This is a genomic window from Nocardia sp. NPDC051463, assembly GCF_040681975.1.
Classification (GTDB): Bacteria; Actinomycetota; Actinomycetes; order Mycobacteriales; family Mycobacteriaceae; genus Nocardia.
Genome location: NZ_JBFBAB010000068.1, coordinates 1 through 1,622, shown reverse-complemented (window position 1 = coordinate 1,622; position 1,622 = coordinate 1). Strand labels below are relative to the sequence as shown.

At 65.6% G+C, this 1,622-nt stretch carries 1 protein-coding gene; it reads right to left on the bottom strand.

Features of this window, described 5'->3' with window-relative positions:
• Positions 1-37 precede the first annotated feature (37 nt).
• A complete protein-coding gene (locus AB0M74_RS35160; protein WP_366530626.1) occupies positions 38-1,219 on the bottom strand; it encodes an IS30 family transposase in 1,182 nt (393 codons plus the stop codon).
• Positions 1,220-1,622 lie beyond the last annotated feature (403 nt).

The following is a 1,622-nucleotide window of genomic DNA, read 5'->3' as shown; positions in this document are numbered from 1 at the left end:
CTTGGATTTCAGGGGTCGTCGCAACACCGCCTGCTTCTTAGCTGGTGAGTAGATCACGAAGACGCTCGGCTGGGGTATCCCAGCCGAGCGTTTTTCGTGGGCGGTCATTGAGTTCCTGAGCGACATGTTCGAGGTCTTCCGGACCGAACACGCTCAGGTCGGTGCCTTTCGGGAAGTATTGGCGCAGAAGACCATTGGTGTTTTCGTTCGATCCGCGTTGCCAAGGACTGCCAGGGTCGCAGAAATAGACAGCCATGTCGGTGGCCATGGAGAACTGTTTGTGCCGCGCCATCTCGCAGCCCTGGTCCCAGGTCAGCGAGCCGCGCAGGTGCTGCGGCAGCGTGGAGACAGTGCTGATGAGCTGGTCACGGACGGCTTCGGCGTTGTGGCCGTGGGGCAGGTGCAGCAGCATCGTGTAGCGGGTGGCCCGTTCGACAAGGGTGCCGATCGCCGAGCGCCCGCCGGCGCCCATGGTCAGGTCGCCTTCCCAGTGGCCGGGCACTGCCCGGTCTTGCACCTCGGAGGGCCGGTCGCTGATCATGATCATCGGATCGACGAACCGTTTCGTGCGTTGATCGGGTGAACGGTGCGGCTTGCGTCGGGTCCGCCCCGAGCGCAGGGCCGCGACGAGTTCGCGTTTGAGCCCGCCACGGGCCTGGAAGTAGAGCGCCTGGTAGATCGTTTCGTGGCTCACCCGCATGCTCTCGTCGTCGGGAAAATCAGTGCGCAGCCGGGCCGCGATCTGCTCCGGGGACCGCCGCCGTTGCAAGCCCCCGGCGACAGCCTGCCGCAACGCCTGGTTGATCACCAGTTTCGACTCCTTCGGCCGCGCCCGCGCGGCCTCGGCCCGCTTGTCGGCCCGATAGGGCAGATAGTGGTCTCCGACGCGGTGAGTCCGGATCTCCCGAGACACCGTGGACTTGTGCTTGCCGATGCGGGCCGCGATCGCGGTCACGCTCTGCCCGCTCAGCAGCCCGTCGGCGATGTCGAGCCGGTTCTGCAACGACAAATATCGATCACTGATCACCGCTGCGGCGGCATCGAGGGGTTCGAGCACCGAGCAGTTGTAGCGGGTGCCGGTTCGATAGTTCACCACGGTGCCGTCGGGACGAATCCGCGACTGGCCCGACCGGCGGATTCCTGCCCGCCAATCCTTGGCGGTCCGATAGTTCACCCCGACCGCGGCGGCGGCTTCTTTCATCGACGATCCCGCCGCCATCAACTCCAGAAACCGACGTTTGGCCTCGGGTTTTCCTCTGCTCAACGGTGCGGCACCGATCAGACCGCCCGCCACCAGGATCCGGCGAGCCACCGAGAACGAGACATCGGCAGCCTTCGCGGCACGATTCACCGACCCCGTCTTGTCGAACACCCGCCGGATCAACACCGGATCGGCCGGGCGTGACGGGCCCCGGGGCTTACCCAGCGCCACCCCCTTCGCCCGCAGGATCGCATAACCGCGACCCCGGGAAATCCCCAACACCGCAGCAGCTTCGGCCACCGATACCCCGGCACCGACCAGCCCGACCAGCTGGTCACCGAACTCCGCAACATCCCCGGAAAACGACACGGTCGCCGCAACCTCTCAATCGAGAGTGTTGCGACGACCGCATGAACCCAAG

Bases quoted from the DNA above. Each gene is read 5' to 3' on its own strand.
- AB0M74_RS35160 (WP_366530626.1), bottom strand. From the start codon at position 1,219: ATGGCGGCGGGATCGTCGATGAAAGAAGCCGCCGCCGCGGTCGGGGTG.